This is a genomic window from Microbacterium sp. (assembly GCF_031178445.1).
In the GTDB taxonomy this organism is placed as follows: Bacteria; Actinomycetota; Actinomycetes; order Actinomycetales; family Microbacteriaceae; genus Microbacterium.
Map to the genome: position 1 here is coordinate 195,781 of NZ_JAPSIY010000005.1, position 22,131 is coordinate 217,911.

Annotated in this window: 23 protein-coding genes; 9 read left to right on the forward strand and 14 right to left on the reverse strand. The window is 67.9% G+C overall.

Annotated features, from left to right (window positions below):
- Positions 1–6: 6 nt before the first annotated feature.
- Genes RIN43_RS09235 through RIN43_RS09260 form a run of 6 tightly spaced genes read right to left on the reverse strand, consistent with a single transcriptional unit; the run spans position 7 to position 4,548 of the window.
- Positions 7–561: a hypothetical protein gene (locus tag RIN43_RS09235; RefSeq protein ID WP_309128612.1), complete on the reverse strand. Its 555-nt coding sequence runs from the start codon at positions 559–561 to the stop codon at positions 7–9.
- Positions 558–1,877: a DUF58 domain-containing protein gene (locus RIN43_RS09240; RefSeq protein WP_309128613.1), complete on the reverse strand. Its 1,320-nt coding sequence runs from the start codon at positions 1,875–1,877 to the stop codon at positions 558–560. The genes RIN43_RS09235 and RIN43_RS09240 overlap by 4 nt, the downstream gene beginning before the upstream one ends.
- The gene (locus RIN43_RS09245; RefSeq protein ID WP_309128739.1) at positions 1,874–2,839 is read right to left on the reverse strand and encodes a MoxR family ATPase; all 966 of its coding nucleotides are present in this window, start codon (positions 2,837–2,839) and stop codon (positions 1,874–1,876) included. The genes RIN43_RS09240 and RIN43_RS09245 overlap by 4 nt, the downstream gene beginning before the upstream one ends.
- A gap of 59 nt (positions 2,840–2,898) precedes the next feature.
- Positions 2,899–3,366, reverse strand: coding sequence for a hypothetical protein (locus RIN43_RS09250; protein ID WP_309128614.1), 468 nt, complete (start codon positions 3,364–3,366; stop codon positions 2,899–2,901).
- A complete protein-coding gene (locus RIN43_RS09255) occupies positions 3,363–4,100 on the reverse strand; it encodes a DUF4129 domain-containing protein (protein WP_309128615.1) in 738 nt (245 codons plus the stop codon). Before RIN43_RS09255 ends, RIN43_RS09250 begins: the two co-directional genes overlap by 4 nt.
- Positions 4,101–4,134: 34 nt before the next feature.
- Entirely contained in the window at positions 4,135–4,548 is a 414-nt protein-coding gene (locus RIN43_RS09260; RefSeq protein WP_375163731.1) for a MarR family winged helix-turn-helix transcriptional regulator, read from the reverse strand.
- Between the two features lie 93 nt (positions 4,549–4,641).
- Here RIN43_RS09260 and RIN43_RS09265 point away from each other — a divergent pair, with 93 nt between their 5' ends.
- Positions 4,642–4,884 (forward strand): hypothetical protein, encoded by a 243-nt coding sequence (locus RIN43_RS09265; protein ID WP_309128617.1) that lies wholly within the window; start codon positions 4,642–4,644, stop codon positions 4,882–4,884.
- A gap of 228 nt (positions 4,885–5,112) precedes the next feature.
- Here RIN43_RS09265 and uvrB read toward each other — a convergent pair whose 3' ends face one another.
- The gene (gene uvrB / locus RIN43_RS09270; RefSeq protein WP_309128618.1) at positions 5,113–7,182 is read right to left on the reverse strand and encodes an excinuclease ABC subunit UvrB; all 2,070 of its coding nucleotides are present in this window, start codon (positions 7,180–7,182) and stop codon (positions 5,113–5,115) included.
- 92 nt (positions 7,183–7,274) lie between these two features.
- Here uvrB and RIN43_RS09275 point away from each other — a divergent pair, with 92 nt between their 5' ends.
- On the forward strand, positions 7,275–7,889 hold the full coding sequence (locus RIN43_RS09275; RefSeq protein WP_309128619.1) for a DUF4126 domain-containing protein: 615 nt from the start codon (positions 7,275–7,277) through the stop codon (positions 7,887–7,889).
- Positions 7,890–7,913: 24 nt separating this feature from the next.
- Here the strand turns inward: RIN43_RS09275 and coaE are convergent, their stop codons facing one another.
- Positions 7,914–8,513, reverse strand: a complete 600-nt coding sequence (coaE, locus tag RIN43_RS09280; protein WP_309128620.1) for a dephospho-CoA kinase — start codon at positions 8,511–8,513, stop codon at positions 7,914–7,916.
- A 102-nt stretch (positions 8,514–8,615) separates the two neighbouring features.
- Entirely contained in the window at positions 8,616–10,070 is a 1,455-nt protein-coding gene (gene rpsA / locus RIN43_RS09285) for a 30S ribosomal protein S1 (protein ID WP_309128621.1), read from the reverse strand.
- 193 nt (positions 10,071–10,263) lie between these two features.
- Here rpsA and RIN43_RS09290 point away from each other — a divergent pair, with 193 nt between their 5' ends.
- Positions 10,264–11,181: a 5'-3' exonuclease gene (locus tag RIN43_RS09290; protein ID WP_309128622.1), complete on the forward strand. Its 918-nt coding sequence runs from the start codon at positions 10,264–10,266 to the stop codon at positions 11,179–11,181.
- A 27-nt stretch (positions 11,182–11,208) separates the two neighbouring features.
- Here RIN43_RS09290 and RIN43_RS09295 read toward each other — a convergent pair whose 3' ends face one another.
- Together RIN43_RS09295 and trpD are read right to left on the reverse strand one after the other, a co-directional pair.
- Positions 11,209–12,201: a PHP domain-containing protein gene (locus RIN43_RS09295; protein ID WP_309128623.1), complete on the reverse strand. Its 993-nt coding sequence runs from the start codon at positions 12,199–12,201 to the stop codon at positions 11,209–11,211.
- 19 nt (positions 12,202–12,220) lie between these two features.
- Complete coding sequence (trpD, locus tag RIN43_RS09300) at positions 12,221–13,279, reverse strand: anthranilate phosphoribosyltransferase (protein ID WP_309128624.1); 1,059 nt, start codon at positions 13,277–13,279, stop codon at positions 12,221–12,223.
- A gap of 156 nt (positions 13,280–13,435) precedes the next feature.
- Here trpD and RIN43_RS09305 point away from each other — a divergent pair, with 156 nt between their 5' ends.
- From RIN43_RS09305 to RIN43_RS09330, 6 genes are all read left to right on the forward strand, one after another.
- Positions 13,436–14,134 carry a heme-copper oxidase subunit III gene (locus tag RIN43_RS09305; protein WP_309128625.1) on the forward strand — a complete coding sequence of 233 codons (699 nt, stop codon included), beginning with the start codon at positions 13,436–13,438 and terminating at the stop codon, positions 14,132–14,134.
- Positions 14,135–14,154: 20 nt separating this feature from the next.
- A complete protein-coding gene (locus RIN43_RS09310; protein WP_309128626.1) occupies positions 14,155–14,985 on the forward strand; it encodes a cytochrome c in 831 nt (276 codons plus the stop codon).
- A gap of 36 nt (positions 14,986–15,021) precedes the next feature.
- The gene (locus tag RIN43_RS09315; RefSeq protein ID WP_309128627.1) at positions 15,022–16,098 is read left to right on the forward strand and encodes a Rieske (2Fe-2S) protein; all 1,077 of its coding nucleotides are present in this window, start codon (positions 15,022–15,024) and stop codon (positions 16,096–16,098) included.
- Positions 16,095–17,921, forward strand: coding sequence for a cytochrome bc complex cytochrome b subunit (locus tag RIN43_RS09320; RefSeq protein WP_309128628.1), 1,827 nt, complete (start codon positions 16,095–16,097; stop codon positions 17,919–17,921). The genes RIN43_RS09315 and RIN43_RS09320 overlap by 4 nt, the downstream gene beginning before the upstream one ends.
- A 132-nt stretch (positions 17,922–18,053) precedes the next feature.
- Positions 18,054–18,476 (forward strand): RidA family protein, encoded by a 423-nt coding sequence (locus RIN43_RS09325; RefSeq protein ID WP_309128629.1) that lies wholly within the window; start codon positions 18,054–18,056, stop codon positions 18,474–18,476.
- A gap of 10 nt (positions 18,477–18,486) precedes the next feature.
- Positions 18,487–18,906, forward strand: coding sequence for a rhodanese-like domain-containing protein (locus tag RIN43_RS09330; RefSeq protein ID WP_309128630.1), 420 nt, complete (start codon positions 18,487–18,489; stop codon positions 18,904–18,906).
- 111 nt (positions 18,907–19,017) lie between these two features.
- On the opposite strand, the gene RIN43_RS09335 is transcribed toward RIN43_RS09330, so the two are convergent.
- Genes RIN43_RS09335 through coxB form a run of 3 tightly spaced genes read right to left on the reverse strand, consistent with a single transcriptional unit; the run spans position 19,018 to position 22,065 of the window.
- Positions 19,018–19,434: a cytochrome c oxidase subunit 4 gene (locus tag RIN43_RS09335; RefSeq protein ID WP_309128631.1), complete on the reverse strand. Its 417-nt coding sequence runs from the start codon at positions 19,432–19,434 to the stop codon at positions 19,018–19,020.
- A gap of 3 nt (positions 19,435–19,437) precedes the next feature.
- Positions 19,438–21,162 carry a cytochrome c oxidase subunit I gene (gene ctaD / locus RIN43_RS09340; RefSeq protein ID WP_309128632.1) on the reverse strand — a complete coding sequence of 575 codons (1,725 nt, stop codon included), beginning with the start codon at positions 21,160–21,162 and terminating at the stop codon, positions 19,438–19,440.
- Between the two features lie 3 nt (positions 21,163–21,165).
- A complete protein-coding gene (gene coxB / locus RIN43_RS09345) occupies positions 21,166–22,065 on the reverse strand; it encodes a cytochrome c oxidase subunit II (RefSeq protein ID WP_309128633.1) in 900 nt (299 codons plus the stop codon).
- Positions 22,066–22,131: the final 66 nt, after the last annotated feature.

Sequence of the window (22,131 nt, forward strand, 5' to 3'; positions counted from 1 at the left end):
GCTGTCTCAGCGCTCTGACAGGTCGCGCTGCGCGGGGCGGGCTGCCGAGAAGGCACGAGTGCGCTGTGCGCGCAGCATCCTTCCGGCCACCGCCGCCAGCAGCAGCGCCGCACCCGCACCGGCGAGCACGGCGATCGGTGCGGCCGGTGACTGCGGCATGAGGCCGACCGCGAGGGCGATGACCTGGCCGATCGCCTGCACCCATGCGAAGCGGATGCAGGTCGGGGCGAGCGCTCGCAGAGCAACGGTCGCCCGCATCGGGATCACCGCTGCGAGTGCGGCCAGCACGTGGAGCACGTGCACGACCGCGAGGGCGACCGCCGTCCGGCCGGGGTGCGGGTCGTGCAGCAGCAGGACGATCACGAGCGCCGCGCCCGCCAGCCAGACGCCCCCGGTCTGCGCCCAGAGGGCCCCCGTCGCGCAGACCACCGCGATGACGACGACCCAGCCTAGGGGCGCCCCCAGAAGCAGCGCTCCGACCACCGCGGCGGCGAACGCGGCGGCCCGCAGGCTGTAGCCGGGCAGAGCCGCCCCCACGGAGACAGTGTCGTTGCGTCTCATCGCGCCACCATCGCCGCACGTCGCTGGACCGGGCCCGTGTTCGCGGCCGACGCTCGTGACAGTGCGCCCAGCTCTGCCGCCGGATCCCGGGCCCAGGAGATCGTCGCCACGCCGGACGTCCGCAGACCGTGAAGCATGTCGTGCCGCTCCGCGAGCAGCACCTCGAGGGCCAGCTCGCGCTCTGCGGAGAGTCTGCTCGCGTCGAGTGCGGGAAGGGTGTCGACAGCGACCACACGGTGCCCCGAGTTGCGCCATCTGAGTGCGATCTCGGCCGCTGCGCCGTCGAAGAAGGTGGAGAGGACGTAGATGATCGACCCCTGCGGAACCGGCGGGGTGCGCCGGAAGCGGGAGTCGTCTCCCCCGCGGCCGCTCGCCGAGATCTCGGCGGTGACTCGGGCCAGGTGTCGGGGACCGCTGCCGCTGCGCACGGATCGCCCGCCGTGGGCGAGAGTGTGGAACGCGACCCGGTCGCCGCGCTCGATGGTGGCCGCCGCGATGGACCGTGCCGCGCTGCGCGCGTGGTCGAGCGAGGTGATGCCGCTGCGCTCGAGGTCGGGTGTTCCCCACATCGCGACGACGGCGCCGAGCTCATCGGCGGTGTCCATCGCGATGACGACCGAGGCATCGCTCAGGGTGTTCGTACGCCGGACGAGCAGGTCGCCGGGACGGCGCGCCATCCGCGCGGTGGCCTTCCAGTCCACACGGCGCAGTTCGTCACCCGGCGCGAACGGATGGATGTCTCGGAAGTCACCGCCCTGACCCGGCCTGGACCCTTCGTGCGCCCCGTGAAGTCCCGTGAGCCGGGGAGCCACCGGGAGGTGTCCCAGCCGGTGCAGCGGAGGCTGGACCGAACGGTCAGATCGCATGGGGTCGCCGGGCGCGGCGATCATCCCGCCATCCGCATCGAGACCGCGAGCCACCGCCTCGACGGTGCGCACCGGCCCGGAGTGCATCACCCGGCTGCGGGTACGGATGCGTGACGTCCCCGCGACGAATGCGCGCTTCCGCGCGCGTTCGCTCTGCACCAGCGACACCTCGACCATCTCGGTCGTGGAGCGGACCTGAATCTCGTCATGAAGCCAGCCATGCTCGTCCGACTCCGACGTGCGCACGTCTATCTCGCATCCGCCGTCGGTGCGCCTGCCGCCCATGACCGCGGCCGCCCAGAGCGCCAGGGGCATGGCGACGGCGATCGCATCCGGTCGTGAAAGGACCACCCCACCCGCCAGCAGAGCGAGTGAGCCGAGTCCGGCGAACACCACGGAAGGGGCGGGGCGCCACCCTTCCCGCGTGCCGCCGCTCTCCAGGCGAGTCATCGGTTGCCGGCCGCGATACTCGGCGGCACGGGCACCGTCGGCACGAGGCCGCCCACGATTTGCTCCGGATCGACGCCCTGCGCCCAGGCCTGCGGTGTCAGCGTGAGCCGGTGTGCGAGCACGGGCACGGCGACGCGCTTGATGTCGTCGGGGCGCACGTAGTCGCGTCCGTCGAGCGCGGCGAGCGCGCGGCCGAGCAGCATGAGCGACTGTGAGCCACGCGGGGATGCACCGACCGCGACGTGCTGCGCGCTGCGCGTGGCCGAGGCGAGGTCGACGCAGTAGCGCGCCACGTCCGGATCGACGTGGATCCGCTCGACCGCGCGCTGCAGGGCGGCGAGATCGCCCGGCGCGAGCACGGGGTCCACATTCGTGGACTCCTGTCGACGGCGAACGCGGCCCAGAAGGATCTCGGCCTCACCCTGCGCATCCGGGTAACCCACCGACAGCCGAACCATGAACCGATCGAGTTGAGCCTCGGGAAGCGAGTAGGTGCCCTCGTACTCGATCGGATTCGACGTCGCGATGACATGGGACGGGTCCGGCAAGGGGAAGCTGTCTCCCTCGACCGTCACCTGCCGCTCCGCCATCGCCTCGAGCATCGCGGACTGCGTCTTGGGCGTGGTGCGGTTGATCTCATCCGCCAACAGCAGCCCCGTGAAGATGGGGCCGCGGCGGAACACGAACTCGCCGCTGTCGGGGGCGTACACGTATGACCCGGTGACGTCTCCGGGCAGCATATCGGGGGTGCACTGGAGCCGGCGGAACGACAGACCCAATGCCGACGCCAGACTGCGCGCAGCCACGGTCTTCCCCAGCCCTGGGACGTCTTCGAAGAGCACATGCCCGCCTGCGAGGATGGCTGCGAGCGCGATCTCGAGCGGGTCGTCCATGCCCACCACCACGGTGGCGACCGCGGCCCGGATCCGACTGCCGGCCTCGGCGATGTCCTCGAAGTCCATGGTTCCCTCTTTCTCGGCTTTCTCAGCCAGGCGGTCGTCGTTCCACGCTGCCGTGTCCGTCATGGTCTCTCCTCGGGTGTCAGCCGCTCGGCCGCGGCCAGTGCGTCGCGGATGTCCTGTATGCGCGCGCCTCTGCCGGTCAGCCTCCGCCACAGGCCCGCACCCAGCGCTTGCTCCACGGCGGCGGTGTGCGAAGGGTCATCCGGATCGAGATCCACGAGGGCGAGGCGACGGCGCAGGGTGGCCCGCACACGCCTGGTGACCGCCTCACCCACGTCGCCGTTGCGCGGATTGATCGCCCACGCGAGCCGCGACACCTCGGAACCACGCGACGAGTCGCCGGACTCCTGCCCCGGGGCATCCGCCCGCGGGTCGTCGGGAAGCGTCACACCGAGCAGCGCGATCACCCCCGCCACGAGGCCTCCCCATGCCCAGGCGAAGGGAGTGTGCACACCGATCCCCGAGAAGGCGACCGCGGCGAGGACGCCGGCGACGACCGCCAACGGGATCCTGACTCGAGTCCTCATCGCCATCCTCTCTCGATCTCGATCAGCGCCTCGCGGGCCGCCTCCCTGTCCTGTTCGGACGCGCTGCGCCCGGCGAAGCGCACTCCTTCGTAGAGCCGGAGCAGGCGCCTCGTCGGAGCGTCGATCCCGGTGCGGCGGAGCAGGATCCTGAGCGTGAACTCCGCGGGCGTCTCGCTCCTCCCGCGTGCAGTGCCGGAATCGGCGGCGGTCTCCTCCAGCCCGACCCAGGCTGCGACGATCGCATCGCCGGGCTCGGCGTAGGTGGTGATGTCGGCGCGTGCCGCAGCGAGGCCGCGACGAATGACCGCAGCGTCCGGCGCCGGTGCCCCGGACTCCGCGCCGAGCGCCTCGGCATCCGTCGGTGCGGGGTCCTGCGCAGGTGGGCGCACTGCGCGTGAGCCCGCCCAGCGGAGCAGTGCGCGCACGAGCACGTACGCGACGGCCAGCACCACGGCGATCACGAGCAGCAGCAGCACGATGCTCATGACCATGCCGAAGATTCCCGTCTCCTCCGGCTGTGCCGGAGGAGACGCCGTCGGGGTCACCTGCTCCTGCGGGACGACGATCGGGGCAGGACGTTCGGTGTCGGGCAGCGAGATGAGCGGCGGCCCGGCGATGGATGCAGCGAGCATCGCGACCAGGAAGAGCACGAGCGTGACGATGACGGGCAACCGCAGCGGCCATCGCGGATCATCGGCCGGCCGCGTCCGCTCGTCAGCCGCACCGATCTCCATGCAACCACCCTAGGCGTGTGCCGCGGAGTGGAGGTCAGGGCTGTGGATAACCCGGTCGGCGCTCGCGCGGCATGCGGCCCGCGAAAGGGCGCAGCGCCTCTCGGAGTGCGGCCACCGACTCGAGGTCGAGGCCGGCCCTGGCCATGACCTGCCGCGGAACGTCGACCGCGCGATCGCGCAGAGCGCGGCCAGCGTCGGTCAGCCCGATCTCGAGGCGTCGTTCATCTCGCGCACTCCGAACCCGCTCGACGATCCCGTCGTGCTCGAGGCGCTTGACGAGTGGCGATGCCGTGGCCGGTTCCAGTGCCAGTTCTTCGGCGAGCTCGCCGAGAGAGCGCGGCGAACGCTCCCACAGTGCCAGCATCACCAGATACTGCGGATGGGTGAGACCCAGAGGTTCGAGGATGGGGCGGTAGATCGAGACGACGTTGCGGGCAGCGGTCACCATCGCGAAGCACAGCTGGTTCTCCAGCAGAAGCAGCTCGTCATCGGTCGTCACCCATGCATCCTATCCACACGAACAGTTAGTACACTAATGATCATGTCCGAGCACCCACCCCGCGTGCCGTTGCGCACCCGCATCCGCGAGGCCGGCGGCGTGTACGCCTGGCTCAACTCCCGGCTGATCCGCTATGCGGGCCCCGCTTCCGTCGGCCCCTACGAGAGCACCCCTCCCCCGACGGCCGCGGAACGCGCCGAACGGGCGTGCCCGCTGTGCGGGGCTGCGATGAACCGGCATCAGATCGACCGCAGCGGCCCGAAGCCGCTCGTGCACTGTCCCTGAAGGCCGTCGCGTCGATCGCGGGAGACGGTTCGATGCCGAGCCGACGTCGCCAGGCACACCGGGGCCTCACCGTCCCCGCGCCACATCGAGCCAGAACTCCAGTGCATCGTCATCCAGCACGCAGAGCTCGACGATCCGCTTCTTCTCCAGCGCGGGCTCGCCGGACAGCAGTGCGCGCACCCGATCGGTGAGCCGGTCTTCAGCAGCGTCCGCCCCGGTCTCCAGCCGTCATGCGTGGCCCGCCCGTTCCATCGCGCGCAGCTCCTTCTTGAGGTCCTGCACCTCGTCACGCAGACGCGCGGCGAGTTCGAACTTCAGCTCCGCGGCGGCGGCCAGCATCTGATCCGACAGATCGGCGATGGTCTCCTCGAGCTGCAGGGCACCTTCGGCCGCGATCCCCTCGCGTCGGAGGTTGGGTGTCGGAGACTTGCCCCGCCCCGCCTTGCCCCGGCTCGCGCGCATGTCCGCTGTATCAGCCGCCTCGCGCGCGAGCACCTCAGTGATGTCGGCGATCCGCTTGCGCAGCGGCTGCGGATCGATGCCGTTCGCCTTGTTGTAGGCGATCTGCTTCTCGCGCCGCCGCTCAGTCTCCTCGATGGCGTTGCGCATCGAATCCGTCATGTTGTCGGCGTACATGTGCACCTGGCCAGAGACGTTTCGCGCCGCGCGGCCGATGGTCTGGATCAGTGAGGTGCCCGAGCGGAGGAATCCCTCCTTGTCGGCATCCAGGATCGCGACCAGTGAGACCTCGGGAAGGTCGAGACCTTCCCGCAGCAGGTTGATGCCCACGAGCACGTCGTACACGCCGGCACGAAGCTCGGTGAGCAGTTCGACTCGGCGCAGGGTGTCGACATCCGAGTGCAGATAGCGCACCCGCACCCCGTGCTCGCCGAGGAAGTCGGTGAGCTCCTCCGCCATCTTCTTCGTGAGCGTGGTGACGAGCACGCGCTCATCACGCTCGACGCGCAGCCGGATCTCCTCGAGCAGGTCGTCGATCTGCCCCTTGGACGGCTTGACGATGATCTCCGGGTCGATGAGACCGGTCGGGCGGATGATCTGCTCGACCACCCCGTCGGCGATCCCCATCTCATACTTGCCCGGCGTCGCCGACAGGTACACGGTCTGGCCGATTCGGTTCTTGAACTCGTCCCACCGCAGTGGCCTGTTGTCCATGGCGCTCGGCAGACGGAAGCCGTGCTCGACGAGGGTCCGCTTGCGCGACGCGTCGCCCTCGTACATCGCGCCGATCTGAGGCACGGTGACGTGCGACTCGTCGATGACGAGCAGGAAGTCGTCGGGGAAGAAGTCCAGCAGCGTGTGCGGCGGTTCCCCAGCCTGGCGGCCGTCCATGTGCCGGGAGTAGTTCTCGATGCCGGAGCAGAAGCCCAGCTGCTGCAGCATCTCCAGGTCGAAGGTCGTGCGCATGCGAAGCCGCTGCGCCTCGAGCAGCTTGCCCTGGCGTTCCAGTTCGGCGAGCCGCTCGGCGAGTTCGGCCTCGATGGTGCCGATCGCGCGCTGCACGACATCCGTTCCGGCCACGTAGTGCGACGCGGGGAAGATCGGCACCGAATCGAGCTTGGCGATGACCTCGCCGGTCAGCGGGTGCAGCGAGTAGAGCGCCTCGATCTCGTCGCCGAACAGCTCGATGCGGATCGCATGCTCCTCGTACACGGGGATGATCTCGATCGTGTCGCCGCGGACGCGGAAGTTGCCCCGCGAGAAGTCGACGTCGTTGCGGTTGTACTGCATCGCGATGAACTGCCGGATGAGTGCGTCGCGGTCGTACCGCTCCCCCACCTGCAGCGCGACCATCGCACGAAGGTACTCCTCCGGTGCGCCCAGGCCGTAGATGCATGACACGGTGGAGACCACGACGACGTCCCGCCGGCTCAGCAGCGAGTTCGTCGTGGAATGCCTCAGCCTCTCGACCTCGGCGTTGATCGACGAGTCCTTCTCGATGAAGGTGTCGGTCTGCGGCACGTAGGCCTCTGGCTGGTAGTAGTCGTAGTACGAGACGAAGTACTCCACTGCGTTGTGGGGCATCAGCTCGCGGAACTCGTTCGCCAGCTGCGCCGCCAGCGTCTTGTTGTGCGCCAGCACCAGCGTGGGACGCTGCACCTGCTCCACCAGCCACGCGGTCGTCGCCGATTTGCCCGTTCCCGTCGCACCGAGCAGCACCACGTCCGTCTCGCCCGCGTTGATGCGCGCGGCGAGTTCGGCGATCGCCTGAGGCTGGTCACCCGCCGGGACGTACTCGCTGACGACCTCGAAGGGGCGGACGCTGCGCGTGGGTTGCATGCTTACCAGCGTAGAGCGGCCCACCGACACCGGCGCTCCCTTGGCCGAAGCGACCAGCGGCCGGCCGAAGGACGAGACCCTAGAGTGGAGCGGTGATCGAGTTCGTCATCGGCTCCAGCCTCGCCGCATCCGCAGGTCTGAACGCCTGGATGCCGCTGTTCCTGCTCGGGCTCGCCGACCGCCTGATCCCCGCGATCCAGCTGCCTTCGGGCTGGTCGTGGCTCTCCGGCGACATCGCACTGTGGGTCCTCGGCGTGCTGCTCGTGCTCGAGATCGTCGCCGACAAGGTCCCCGCTCTCGACTCGGTCAACGACATCGTGCAGAGCATCCTCCGTCCCGCCGCCGGCGGCATCGCTTTCGGTGCGGGCTCCAGCGCTCAGACGATCGCCGTCACCGATCCGGCGGCGTTCTTCACCGACAACGCCTGGGTTCCGATCGTGGCTGGCATCGCGATCGCGCTCGTCGTGCATGTCGTGAAGGCGACGGGCAGAGTGGCGGCCAACGCGATGACGGGCGGAATGGCCGCTCCTGCTCTCAGCGCTGCGGAGGACGGCGCATCGTTCGCGCTGGCGGCTGCGGCCATCGTCGTCCCCCTGCTCGCACTGGCGATGCTTGTGGGCCTCGCAGCCGGTGCCGTCGTGCTCGCGCGTCGGATACGGGCGCGACGCCGGCAGCCGGAGGCGGGTACTGGGTCTGCGGGCGGCTGAGCCTCCCCGGCGCATCCGGTCCGATCACGCCGGCCGGATCCGTGCCCACAGTGCGTCGACCTGCGACAACGTGTGCTCGAGAGTTCCGGAGGTGTCGACGAGCACGTCGGCGATGGCACGCCGCTGATCGTCGTCGATCTGGGCGGCGACCCGCGCTCTCGCGCTTTCGGCATCCAGCCCCCGCATCTCCACCAGCCGGCGGATCCGCTGCTCTGCCGGGGCGTCGGCCACCACGACCAGATCCCACGGATCATCCCGGCGAGCCTCCGCGAGCAGCGGCACGTCGTAGACCACCACAGCATCCGGGTCAGCGGCGAACGCCTCGCGGAAGCGTCGTTCCGACTCGATTCGGACGGCAGGATGCACGATCGCGTTCAGCCGGGCGAGCCTGGCTGGATCCCCGAAGACCTCGGCGCCCAGCGCCGCACGATCGAGGTCGCCGTCAGGCCGGATCACCTTCCTCCCGAACTCCGAGGCGATCTGCGCCAGCACGGGCGATCCCGGCCTCTGCACATCGCGCACGATCCGATCCGCGTCCACGACGACGGCGCCGTGCTCGGCGAGGCGTGCTGCGATGGTCGACTTGCCCGAGGCGATGCCCCCGGTGAGCGCGATGAGCGGCATGCCTCAATCCTGGCACGGCGCGCCGACGGCTCCCGCTTACGCGAAGCGGGCCGCCACGCCCACCCGAGGGTGAGGTGACGGCCCGCTTCTGAAGGGTGTGCTTTACGCGTTGCCGCCCGAGAGCTTCTCGCGCAGAGCGGCGAGAGCCTCGTCGTCGGCCAGGGTGCCGGCACCGGCGGAGTCGCTCGAGAACGACGGAGCGACGAACTCGTCGCCCGCGGCGGCCTCGGCCTCTGCTGCCTTGAGCACCTGAGCCTTGTGCGCCTCCCAGCGAGCCTGGGCTGCGGCGTACTCCTGCTCCCATGCCTCGCGCTGAGCGTCGAAGCCTTCCTTCCAGGCGCCGGTCTCCGGGTCGAAGCCCTCCGGGTACTTGTACTCGCCGTTCTCGTCGTACTCGGCGAGCATGCCGTACAGAGCCGGGTCGAACTCGGTGCCGTAGGGGTCGACAGACTCGTTGGCCTGCTTCAGCGACAGCGAGATGCGACGACGCTCGAGGTCGATGTCGATGACCTTGACGAAGACCTCCTCGCCCACCGACACGACCTGCTCGGCCAGCTCGACGTGCTTGCTCGAGAGCTCCGAGATGTGCACGAGGCCCTCGATGCCGTCAGCGACACGCACGAACGCGCCGAACGGAACCAGCTTCGTGACCTTGCCCGGGGTGACCTGGCCGATGGCGTGGGTACGGGCGAAGACCTGCCACGGGTCCTCCTGGGTCGCCTTCAGCGACAGCGAGACGCGCTCGCGGTCCAGGTCGACCTCGAGGATCTCGACGGTGACCTCCTGGCCGACCTCGACGACCTCGGAAGCGTGCTCGATGTGCTTCCACGACAGCTCGGAGACGTGCACGAGGCCGTCCACGCCACCCAGGTCGACGAACGCACCGAAGTTGACGATCGACGAGACGACGCCCTTGCGGACCTGGCCCTTGTGAAGGTTGTTCAGGAACGTGGTGCGCGACTCCGACTGCGTCTGCTCGAGCAGCGCACGGCGGCTGAGCACGACGTTGTTGCGGTTCTTGTCCAGCTCGAGGATCTTCGCCTCGAGCTCCTGACCCAGGTAAGGGGTGAGGTCGCGGACGCGACGCAGCTCGATCAGCGATGCCGGCAGGAAGCCGCGCAGGCCGATGTCGACGATGAGGCCGCCCTTGACGACCTCGATGACGGTGCCGGTGACGACCCCGTCGTTCTCCTTGATCTTCTCGACGTCACCCCAGGCGCGCTCGTACTGCGCGCGCTTCTTGGAGAGGATCAGACGGCCTTCCTTGTCCTCCTTCTGGAGGACGAGGGCCTCGACCTGGTCGCCGACGGCGACGACCTCGTTGGGGTCGACGTCATGCTTGATGGAGAGCTCGCGGGAGGGGATGACGCCCTCGGTCTTGTAGCCGACGTCGAGCAGAACCTCATCGCGGTCGATCTTGACGATCGTGCCCTCGATGATGTCGCCGTCGTTGAAGAACTTCAGGGTCTTCTCGACCGCGGCCAGGAAGTCCTCAGCAGAGCCGATGTCATTGATCGCGACCTGCTTGGTGGCCGGGGCGGTCGTTGCGCTAGTCATGTAGTGGGTTGTCCTTGTGAATGGAAACTCGGGCCTCGGACTCTGGCGTGCCAGGATGATGCCGAGGCGGATGGATTTGGATTGCTTGTCACGAAGGCATGCGGATGCTCGCCACGAATGACACTTCAGATTATCAGATCCGCCCGCCTTCCCGCACGCCTGTTCCACCTGCCAGCCCTCGTATGCTGATGCCGTGACCGGACGCCTGATGCTGCTCGACACCGCAAGCCTGTACTTCCGCGCCTTCTACGGGGTGCCGGACAAGGTGAAGGCTCCGGACGGGTCGTCCGTGAACGCCGCCAGAGGGTTGCTCGACATCATCGCGAAGCTGGTCACCACCTACCGTCCGTCCGAGCTCATCGCGTGCTGGGACGACGACTGGCGCCCGCAGTGGCGCGTCGACCTGATCCCCAGCTACAAGGCGCATCGGGTCGTGGAAGTGGTGCCGAGCGGTCCGGACGTCGAGGAGGTGCCCGACCCGCTGGAGCAGCAGATCCCGCTGATCAGGGAGGCGCTCGACGTGCTCGGCATCCCGATCATCGGCGCGGCCGAGCACGAGGCCGATGACGTGATCGGCACACTCGCCACCCATGCGACGCTGCCCGTGGACATCGTCACCGGCGACCGCGATCTGTTCCAGCTCGTCGACGACGCACGCGACGTGCGGGTGATCTACACGGCACGCGGCATGAGCAACCTCGAGATCGTGACCGACCGCACCGTCGTCGCGAAGTACGGCGTGCTCCCCGTTCAGTACGCGGACTTCGCCACCATGCGGGGCGATGCCTCCGACGGGCTCCCCGGCGTCAAGGGCGTCGGCGAGAAGAGCGCCGCCACGCTGCTGCAGGCGCACGGCGATCTCGACGGCATCCGCGCCGCGGCGAAGGCGGGAGCGCTGAGCGCATCGGCATCCGCCCGCTTCGAGGCGGCCGCCTCCTACCTCGATGTCGCCCCGACCGTCGTGCGGGTGGCGACCGATCTCGACATCGCCGCCCCCGGCACCCGCCTGGGTGCGCTCACGGAGGATGAGAGGGCGTCCGCCGAGGCGCTCGCCGAGCAGTGGAACCTCGGCACGTCGATGACGCGGGCGATCACTGCGCTCACGCTCTGAGCGCGGGTCTCGGGCGGATGTCCGCCCTCACTGCGACCGCGCCCACGCGCGCAGTCGCTCCAGGCCCCAGGTCGTGACGATCCGCTCCGCGGGGACCCCCGCGGCCTCCGCACGCTGTGCGCCGTGATCCAGCAGCGACAGCTGGCCCGGCGCATGCGCATCCGAGTCGATCGAGAACAGGCATCCTTCCGCGAGAGCCACCGCGATCAGGTCGTCCGGCGGATCCTGCCGCTCGGGCCGTGAATTGATCTCAACCGCGACACCGTTCTCGGCGCACGCCGCGAACACCGTCCGGGCGTCGAACTCGGATCGGGGCCGCGTTCCCCGCTCGCCCTGCACGAGACGTCCTGTGCAGTGCCCGAGCACGTTCACGTGCGGGTTCGACACCGCCGCCAGCATGCGCCGTGTCATGGGGGCGGCATCCATGCGCAGCTTGGAATGCACGGATGCGACCACGATGTCGAGCTCGGCGAGCAGCTCCGGATCCTGATCCAGTGCGCCGTCCTCGAGGATGTCGACCTCGATCCCGGCGAGGACTGCGAGCCCCTCGCCGGATTGTGCGCGCACGAGCGGCATCTGCTCCCGCAGACGCTCCGCGGACAGTCCGCGCGCGACGCGCAGCCGCGGCGAGTGGTCGGTGATCGCGAGGTACTCGTGGCCGAGGGCGCGCGCCGCTTCGACCATGTCCCCGATGGGCGTGGTCCCGTCCGACCAGTCCGTGTGAGCGTGCAGATCGCCACGAAGGCGGTCCCGCAGCGCCGTGCGTATCTCCGGCTCGACCTCGCCGCGCAGCTCGACCAGATAGGCGGGCACGCTCCCCTGCTGGGCCTGGCGGATCACCTCGAACGTCGACGAGCCGATCCCCTTGACCGCGCGCAGCCGTTCGGGGTCACCCAGCACGTCGGCAGGCAGATCCGCGATCACGGATGCCGCCTGGCGGAACGCCCTCGCGCGATAGCGGGACGCCCGCTCGCGCTCAAGCAGCGAGGCGATCTCGAGCAGTGCGGCGACGGCGTCCATCTCGGCCCTGAGGTCGCGGTCAGACGGTCTCGCGGGTGGCCTGCACCCACTGATCGAGTTTGGCGGCGGCGCGACCGTCGTCGATCGCGGCCTGGGCGACACCGTAGGCCTCGCGCAGGCGGTCGACGATGGACACCTGCGTGAGCGAGGCGTCGCGCGACAACTGGAACGCGACGATCCCCGCCGCGGCGTTCAGCAGCACGATCTCACGCACAGGGCCAGCCTGCCCGTCGAGCGTGCGGCGCAGCACGTCCGCGTTGTGCTCGGGCGAGCCGCCCAGCAGGTCGGAGAGGTCAGCGAGCGGAATGCCGAGGTCGCGGGGATCGAGGTCGTGTTCGTGGATGTCGCCGCGCGCCACCTCCCAGATCCGGCTGTGTCCGGTGGTGGTCAGCTCGTCGAGCCCATCGTCGCCTCGGAACACGAGCGCGGTGGCGCCGCGGGTGCGGAAGACCCCGGTGATCAGCGGGACCCGATCGAGCTGAGCGACCCCGACGGCGTTCGCCTCGGCCCTCGCGGGGTTGCACAGCGGCCCGAGCATGTTAAACACCGTCGGGACGCCGAGCTCGGAGCGCACGGCGCCGGCGTGCTTGAACCCGGGATGGAATGCGGCAGCCCAGGCGAAGGTGATGCCGGTGCGGTCGAGGACGGCAGCCACCCGCGCCGGATCGAGGGAGATGTCGAGCCCGAGGGCGGTCAGCACGTCCGAGGAACCGGACGACGAGCTCGCCGCGCGATTGCCGTGCTTGACCACAGGAATCCCGGTGGCGCCGATGATGATCGCCGCCGTCGTCGACACGTTCACCGTGCCGACGCGGTCTCCACCGGTGCCGACGATGTCGAGCACGTCCGAGGAGACGGGCAGGGGCACGGCCGCCTCGAGGATCGCGTCACGGAAGCCGACGATCTCGTCGATCGTCTCGCCCTTCGCCCGCAGAGCGACGAGGAATCCGGCCAGCTGCGCCTCGGTCACCTTCCCCTGCATGACCTGTCGCATCGCCCAGGTCGACTCCCAGACGCTGAGATCCTGGCGCTGCAGCAGCGAGGAGAGCACATCGGGCCAGGTCAGGTAGTCCGCCATGGGGCGATCCTACCGGCGCGGAAATCGATGCCGAGACGAGATGACGCCCGCCGCTCGCAGTCGATTCGCCGTCGCGGCCTCTGATTCTCAGCGGATACCGGCGGATTCGCAGGAATCTCTTAGGCAAACCTAAGTCGCGAGACAGTCTGGCACGCCATGCCGGTGCAAGAATCGCGGCCGCGAATCGGCCATAATGGAACCGTGACCACTTCAGCGACGTATGCCCCGGCTGCGAGAACGATCAAGCGGCCCAACCCGGTAGCTGTCGGCACCATCGTGTGGCTCGGCAGCGAGGTGATGTTCTTCGCGGGACTGTTCGCGATCTACTTCACCCTCCGCAGCACCTCCCCGGAGCTGTGGGGCGACCGTACGGATCTGCTGAACGTGACCTTCGCGGCGGTGAACACCGCGATTCTCGTCGCGTCGTCGTTCACCTGCCAGATGGGCGTGTTCGCGGCCGAGGACCTCCAGCCGTACCGCATCGCACGCGGACAGCTCAACGCCATGGGGCGTCGCCGCCTGTTCGGCTGGGGCATGGTCGAGTGGTTCTGGCTCACGTTCGTCCTGGGTGCGATCTTCGTGTGCGGCCAGGTGTGGGAGTACGCGCAGCTGGTCATGGAGGGGATGCCGATTCAGGCGGACTCCTACGCATCGGCGTTCTACATCACCACCGGCTTCCACGCTCTGCACGTGACGGGCGGCCTCATCGCCTTCCTGCTGGTCATCGGCCGGGCGTACGCCGTCAAGAACTTCGGCCACAAAGAGGCCACGACCTCGATCGTCGTGTCCTACTACTGGCACTTCGTCGATGTCGTCTGGCTCGTCCTGTTCGGCGTCATCTACTTCCTGAAATAAGAGCGGAGCGATTTCCCGAAATGGCACGAGAGAAGAAGCGCCGCGCTCGCGGTCGTCGCAGTCCGTTCGCCGCAGCCGCACTGATCGGTGCGGGCCTGCTGCTCACCGGCGGTGTCTACGCCGGTGCATCCGCAGCCATGGCCTCGACCGACACGCAGACTGCTGCGAAGGCCGAGCTCACGGTCGAAGACGGCGAGAAGCTGTTCACCGCGAACTGCGCGACCTGCCACGGCGTGGACCTGCAGGGAACCTCCGAGGGCCCGAGCCTCGTCGGCGTCGGCGAGCTCGCGGTCGAGTTCCAGGTCGCGACCGGTCGCATGCCGCTGCAGATGCAGGGTCCGCAGGCACCGCAGAAGGCGCCGCAGTTCACGCAGGATCAGATCGAGGCGATGGCGGCGTATGTGCAGTCCGTCGCACCGGGTCCGACCTACCCCGAGGACTGGGTGCTCACCGGTGAGGCGAACCCCGAGAACAGTGCCGACGAGGCCGACATCTCGCACGGTGCCGAACTCTTCCGCATCAACTGCGCCATGTGCCACAACGTCGCAGCGGCTGGTGGAGCACTCACCGAGGGCAAGTACGCCCCCGCTCTGACGTCCACCAGCGCCCTGCACATCTACGCGGCCATGGTCACCGGCCCGCAGAACATGCCCGTGTTCGGAGACATGAACCTGAGCACCGAGGACAAGCGCGACATCATCGCCGCCCTGGTCTATCAGCAGGACGCCGTTCAGGTCGGCGGCTTCACGCTCGGATCGCTCGGCCCCGTCTCCGAGGGCCTGTTCGTCTGGATCTTCGGAATCGGCGCACTCGTCGCTCTCACCGTGTGGATCACGGCGAAGTCCAACTGACGCACTTTCATCGACGAGTTACGTACGAGGAGAACCATGGCACACGACGACGACACGCAGGCTCTGGACAGGGCCTACCAGCCCTCACCGGGGCTGGGCGTCGCAGTCAGCGATCCCGCGCAGAACCCGGGACTGCCCCCTCACCGCGAGCGGATGACCGACAAGGACCCGAAGGCCGAGAAGGCAGCGGTCCGCTCGGTCTACACCCTCTTCTACCTGTCGCTCGCAGGAAGCATCTGGGCGGTCGCCGCCTACATGCTGTTCCCGATCGAGTCGGGTGCGCTCATCGACGTCCGGAACAACAACCTGTTCATCGGACTCGGCATCGGCCTCGCACTTCTTGCCCTCGGGCTCGGTGCGATCCACTGGTCCAAGGCGCTGATGTCGGACAAGGAGTTCGTCGAGCACCGTCACCCGACGCGCGGCCGCGACAGCGTCCGCGAGGCGTCGATCAAGGCGTTCGCCGACGCGAACGAGGAGTCCGGATTCGGCCGGCGAACCGTGATCCGCAACTCGCTGATCGCCGCCGTCGTCGCCTCGATCGTGCCCGGTGTCACGCTGTTCCGCGGTCTGGCGCCGCATGCGACGGCCGAGGAGCCGAACGCCGGCGACCCGGTGGCGCTGCTCAAGCACACCATGTGGGACAAGGGCACGCGTCTGGTCCGCGACCCCGACGGCACTCCGATCCGTGCCGCTGACGTCACGCTCGGCTCCGCCGTGCACGTGATCCCTGAGGGGCTCAACGAGCTCGGCCACGACGGCGGACTGCTCGAGGAGAAGGCGAAGGCGATCGTCCTGCTCATGCGCCTGCGTCCCGAGCAGCTCATCGAGTCAGAGGATCGCAAGGACTGGTCGTACGACGGCATCGTCGCCTACTCCAAGGTCTGCACGCACGTCGGCTGCCCCGTCGCGCTGTACGAGCAGCAGACCCACCACCTGCTCTGCCCCTGCCACCAGTCGCAGTTCGATGTGACCGAGCACGCCAAGGTCATCTTCGGCCCGGCCGCGCGACCGCTGCCGCAGCTACCCATCGAGGTCGACGACGAGGGCTACCTCGTCGCGCAGAGCGACTTCAAGGAACCCGTCGGCCCGAGCTTCTGGGAGCGTCATTGAGCACCGCAACTCTTAACGAGACAAAGCCCGCCGAGACGCGGGACAAGCCGCTCGGCGGTCGCTTCATCGGCGCGACGGCGAACTACATCGACGAGCGCACCAGCCTCTCGGGCTTCGTCAAGGAGCTGGGCCGGAAGATCTTCCCCGATCACTGGTCGTTCATGCTCGGCGAGATCGCACTGTGGAGCTTCGTCGTCGTGTTCCTCTCGGGCACGTTCCTGACGTTCTTCTTCCAGGCCTCGATGGTGCCGACGCACTATACGGGCGCCTACGAGCCGATGCGCGGCATCGAGATGTCGGCGGCCCTCGAGTCGACCCTGCACATCTCGTTCGACCTGCGCGGCGGACTGCTCGTGCGCCAGATCCACCACTGGGCGGCACTGGTGTTCATCGCCGGCATCGGCATCCACATGCTCCGCATCTTCTTCACCGGGGCTTTCCGCAAGCCGCGCGAGCTCAACTGGGTGATCGGCTTCGTGCTGTTCATCCTGGCTCTAGCCGAGGGCTTCACCGGCTACTCGCTTCCCGACGACCTGCTCTCGGGCAACGGCCTGCGCATCATCGACGGCATGATCAAGGGCATCCCGCTGATCGGCACCTGGACCTCGTACCTGCTCTTCGGCGGCGAGTTCCCCGGCACCGACATCGTCGGACGCCTGTACACGCTGCACATCCTGCTGCTGCCCCTGCTGGTGATCGGCCTGATCGTCGTTCACCTGATGCTGATGGTCATCAACAAGCACACGCAGTTCGCAGGCCCCGGTCGTACCAACGACAACGTCGTGGGCTACCCGATGATGCCGGTCTACATGTCGAAGATGGGCGGATTCCTCTTCATCGTGTTCGGCACGATCGTGCTCATCGCGACGTTCTTCCAGATCAACCCGGTCTGGAACTACGGACCGTACGACCCGTCTCCCGTCTCGGCGGGCACCCAGCCGGACTGGTACATCGGTTTCGCCGACGGTGCGCTGCGCCTCGCTCCGTCGAACTGGGACATCGTGTTCCTCGACCGCACCTGGTCGTTCGGCATCCTGGTCCCGGTGGCGGTGCTCGGTCTGTTCATCGTCGTCGTGGCGCTCTACCCCTTCATCGAGGCGTGGATCACCGGTGACAAGCGCGAGCACCACATAGCCGAGCGTCCGCGCAATGCCGCGACCCGCACCGCGATCGGCGCCGCCGGCGTGATCTTCTACGCGGTGCTGTGGGCCGCCGCGTCGTCCGACCTCATCGCAACGCACTTCATGCTGACGATGGAGGGTGTGATCCACACGCTCCAGGCTCTGCTGATCATCGGCCCGGTGCTCGGTTACTTCATCACGAAGCGCATCTGCCTCGCGCTGCAGAAGAAGGATCGCGAGATCGTGCTGCACGGGTACGAGTCCGGTCGCATCGTCCGCCTCCCCGGCGGCGAGTTCATCGAGGTGCACCAGCCCGTCGACGTGTACGACCGCTGGAAGCTCGTCGAGTACTCGACCTACGAGCCGCTCGTCGTCCGCCCGAACGCGAAGGGCCGCATCCCGTGGCATGAGAACCTTCGCTCGGCCATCTCCCGCTGGTTCTTCGAGGACCGTCTGCAGCCGCTGACGCAGGCTGAGATCGACGCGGCTGACGCTCACCAGCGGCACGCGCTGGCGCATGACGCGCAGATCGAGGCCGAGGAGATCGCCGGTGCCCACCACCGCGCCGGCATCGACTCCGAGGATCAGATCGCTCCGGCGGACCCGCACGTGAGCGAGACGCCGAACACGCCGAGTTCGGTCATCGCCACGGAGCCCGCGAAGAAGCCGCGCAAGAAGAAGACCGAGGAGAACGGCGAGTAAGCCGCACTCCCCCGCACCGAGGGCCTCGTCCATCCTGGGCGAGGCCCTCGGTGCTTTCGGCCCCGGTCGTCATCCCGAGGCCCGAGGCACGCGCAGCGGTGAGCGCGCTCCAGCCCATGGCAGGATGACGGGATGACCTCCGTCGAACTGATCCGCGCGCCCGCCCTTTCACCGGCGCCCTACGCATACGCGGCAACCGCACCAGCCGGGTCGCGCCTGATCTTCCTCGCCTGTTCCTGTCCGCTGGCCCCGGACGGCACGACGGTCTCCCCTGGCGATCATGCGGCTCAGGCGCAGCGTTGCGTCGAGAATCTGCGCGCCGCGCTGGAGGCCACGGGTGCGACCCTCGAGGATGTGATCAGCACGCGCGTTCTGGTTGCCTCACACGCGCGGGAAGACCTCGTCACAGCCTGGGATGTGGTGGCGACCGCATTCGGCCCGCACGACGCGCCCAGCACCCTGATGGGGGTCACCGTGCTGGGTTACCCCGATCAGCTTGTCGAGATCGAGGCGGTCGCCGCCATCGCTCACAATGCTCTGGATGCTCCCGCGTAGTGTGGAATCCATGATCGATCGTCAGGAATATTTCGCGGCCAGGCTCGCTTACGAGACCGACGCCAGCGACCTCCACGCCGCGAGGAAGGCGGGCGCCGACATCGTCGTGATCGACGTTCGCTCCGACGAGGCCTGGGCGCAGGGTCGCATCCCCGGGGCCGTGCACATGCACTACGGCGAGATCGCGACGCGTGGTCCGCAGGAGATCCCCGCGGATGCGGACGTCGTGGTGTACTGCTGGAGTCCCGGCTGCAACGCCGGTGTCAAAGGTGCTCTCGAGTTCGCGAAGCTGGGCTATGACGTGCGGGAGCTCATCGGCGGATTCGAGTACTGGGTGCGAGAGGGCTACCCGATCGAGGACGCCGACGGCGTGCACCGTCGCCCCGTCGACCCGCTCACCGGCGTGCCTCGGGTGCGCACGCGCGTCTGAGCACTCATTGCTCGAGCCACGGCCAGCGATCACCGGATCGGCCGTCGCCGCCTCCCCTACGACGCAGAACGCCCCCGGATGATCTCCGGGGGCGTTCCTGTCCGGTCCGCGTCAGCGCGCGAAGTGACCGCGATAGTACTCGTACACCCATCCGACGATGGCGACGACGAAGAGCGCCAGGCCGATCGGCAGCAGGAAGTGTCCCACGGCCAGCCCGATCATGAAGACCGCCGCAGAGCCGGCGAGCACGATCGGCCACCACGACCACGGGCTGAACTCGCCCATCTCGGGGTCGCCGTCATCGATGTCACTCGTCAGCACGTCCTCGGGCAGCTCGCCGCCCTGAGCACGATAGGTCTTGTGAAGGTAGAACGCGATCATCGCTCCCATGAACGCGGTGAACAGCAGCGCCACGGTGCCGACCCACTCGACGTGAGCGGACGCGATGAGGTTCCAGCCGACGTACACGGCCGCCACGATCAGGAAGAAGACGGTGATGAGCCACCAGAGGACGATGTTGGAGCGCATGACTTACTTGGCCTCTCCTGCTGCGACGCCGACCGGGTGCTCCGCGGCCTCGGGGTGATTCAGATCGAACGCGGGGCGCTCGCTGCGGATCCGCGGGATCGAGGTGAAGTTGTGTCGCGGCGGCGGGCAAGAGGTCGCCCACTCGAGCGACGCGCCGTAGCCCCACGGGTCGTTCACGGTGACCTTCGGCGCCGTGCGCGCGGTGATCCACACGTTGAGGAAGAACGGCAGCATGGACGCACCCAGGATGATCGCGCCGATCGTGGATACCTGGTTGCCCCACTCCCAGTTGTCGTAGGCCGAGTAGTCGGCGTAACGACGCGGCATGCCGTCGACGCCCAGCCAGTGCTGGATGAGGAAGGTCATGTGGAAGCCGATGAACAGCATCCAGAAGTGGATGTAGCCGAGTCGTTCGTTCAGCATCCGGCCGGTCCACTTCGGCCACCAGAAGTAGAAGCCGGAGAACATCGCGAAGACGACGGTTCCGAACACCACGTAGTGGAAGTGCGCCACGACGAAGTAGGAGTCGCTGAGCTGGAAGTCCAGCGGAGGCGCGGCGAGGATGACGCCGGTCAGACCGCCGAAGACGAACGAGACGAGGAAGCCGAGGGCGAACACCATGGGCGTCTCGAACGTGATCGATCCTCGCCACATCGTGCCGATCCAGTTGAAGATCTTCACGCCCGTCGGCACGGCGATCAGCATGGTCATCAGCGCGAAGAACGGAAGCAGCACGCCACCGGTGACGTACATGTGGTGAGCCCACACCGCGACAGACAGAGCCGCGATCGCGATCGTCGCATAGACCAGCGTCTTGTACCCGAAGATCGGCTTGCGGCTGAACACCGGGAACACCTCGGACACGATGCCGAAGAACGGCAGCGCGATGATGTACACCTCGGGGTGACCGAAGAACCAGAACAGGTGCTGCCACAGCAGTACGCCACCGTTGGCGACGTCGTAGACGTGCGAGCCGAGCACGCGGTCGGATGCCGCCGCGAGGATCGCCGCCGCCAGAACGGGGAAGGCCATCAGGATGAGCAGGCTGGTGATCAGCGTGTTCCAGGAGAAGATCGGCATGCGCCACATGGTCATGCCGGGCGCGCGCATCGTGATGATCGTGGTGATGAAGTTCACCGCGCCCAGGATGGTGCCGAAGCCGGAGAGGCCGAGGCCGAGCATCCAGAGGTTTCCGCCGGCGCCGGGCGAGAACGATGCGTTCGCGAGCGGCTGGTAGGCGAACCATCCGAACGAGGCGGCGCCCTGCGGCGTGAGGAATCCGGCCACCGCGATGGTCGAGCCGAAGAGGAAGAGCCAGAAGGCGAAGGCGTTCAGACGGGGGAAAGCCACGTCCGGAGCGCCGATCTGCAGCGGCAGGATCGCGTTGGCGAAGCCTGCGAAGAGGGGCGTCGCGAACATGAGCAGCATGATCGTGCCGTGCATGGTGAACAGCTGGTTGTACTGCTCCTTGGTGGGCACGATCTGCATGCCGGGCGCGAACAGCTCCGCACGGATGACGAGCGCCATCACACCGCCGAGAAGGAAGAACAGCACCGACGCGATCAGGTACATGTACCCGATCGTCTTGTGGTCGGTGGACGTGATCCACTTCACGACGATGTTGCCCTTCTGCTCCACGCGAGTGGAGGAGAGCAGCGCCGCCTGACGCGGCGGGATGGTCGTAGGACGCGCGCCGGGCGTCGTGGTGGGTTCGGCTGTGGTGGTCATGGCTTACTCCTCCTCCTCAGCACCCGTGGTCGCCCCGGTGCCGGGCAGGTTGCTCAGGCGGTCGTACGCGTCGGTGATGTCGCCGGTGTTGCCCTCTTCGCGGAGCGACTCGAGGTAGGCGTCGTAGTCGGCCTGCGAGACGACCTTCACGTTGAACAGCATCATCGAGTGGTACTCGCCGCAGAGCTCGGCGCACTTACCGTCGTACTCGCCGATGCGCGTCGGGATGAACGACCAGCTGTTGTCCTTCCCGATGTACATGTCCTTCTTGTACAGGAAGTCGATGATCCAGAACGAGTGGATCACGTCGCGTGACTGCAGGTCGATGGTGACCTTCTTGTCGACGGGTAGCACCAGCGTCGGCAGCTGGTCGCGGTCGATATCGCCTGCCTCGTCGGGATCGGCCTGCACGCCCATGGTCCAGACCGCGTCGGAGTTGTCCTCCTCCTCGCCGTCGTACTGGAAGTCCCATGCCCACTGCTTGGCGATGGCGGTGATCTCGACGTCGGGGTCATCCCACTTGGTCTCGATCGCCGACTGGTCGCGTGCCGTGAAGAAGAACATCCCGAGCACCAGGATCAGCGGGATCACGGTGTAGAGGATCTCGATCGGCATGTTGTACCGCAGCTGCACAGGCAGACCGGTCTGCCCCTTACGACGGCGGTAGGCGACCAGCGCCCAGCCCATCAGCCCCCAGGTGATCAGACCGACGGCCAGCAGGACGACCCAGGAGGTGACCCACAGACCGGAGACGCGCTCCGTCTGGTTGGTGGCGGCGGGGCCGCCCTCGACGAAGCCCGGCAGGAAGCCGTTGAGCTCGGTCGCAGAGCAACCTGCGAGGACCAAGGCTGCCACGACTCCCATGGGGAGTGCGGCCCAACGAAGGCGGCGTTTCGAGGGCACGATGCACCTTTCAGATACGCGGACAGGGGCGAGTCAAGTCTAGGGCAACCTCACACCCGATTCATG